Below are 255 nucleotides of genomic sequence, written 5' to 3' on the forward strand. Positions count from 1 at the left end.
TTAAAGCCCAATTATACGACAAACGAGCAACACCACTTGCCTGAGCAAAATGGCTTGCTTGTTTATTATTGGGCATCAATTCAATGATATGCCCTCGTATAAATCGACTCATAGTGCTTCTTTGACCACCTGTATTAGCTTTTGGTTCTTTTTACTTCGGCTTCCATATAATCGTGCTGAAAATACAGTGATAATTTCCAGGACATCTTGAGACAGTTCCTCCTCAAAACTCAAATTTTCACCCTGATTAATAAT

1 protein-coding gene and 1 pseudogene are annotated in these 255 nt (G+C 37.6%); both read right to left on the reverse strand.

Going from position 1 to position 255, the window contains the following annotated elements; translation table 11 throughout:
- The coding region (locus ACEO2X_RS14600; RefSeq protein WP_180158806.1) for a helix-turn-helix domain-containing protein at nt 1-112 on the reverse strand (112 nt) is incomplete at its 3' end.
- Nucleotides 109-255: pseudogene (locus ACEO2X_RS14605) on the reverse strand (IS607 family transposase); the annotation flags it as partial. The gene ACEO2X_RS14600 and the pseudogene ACEO2X_RS14605, both read right to left, overlap by 4 nt.

Origin of the sequence: Acinetobacter sp. AL9, from assembly GCF_041464035.1 — a bacterium.
Classification (GTDB): Bacteria; Pseudomonadota; Gammaproteobacteria; order Pseudomonadales; family Moraxellaceae; genus Acinetobacter; species Acinetobacter towneri.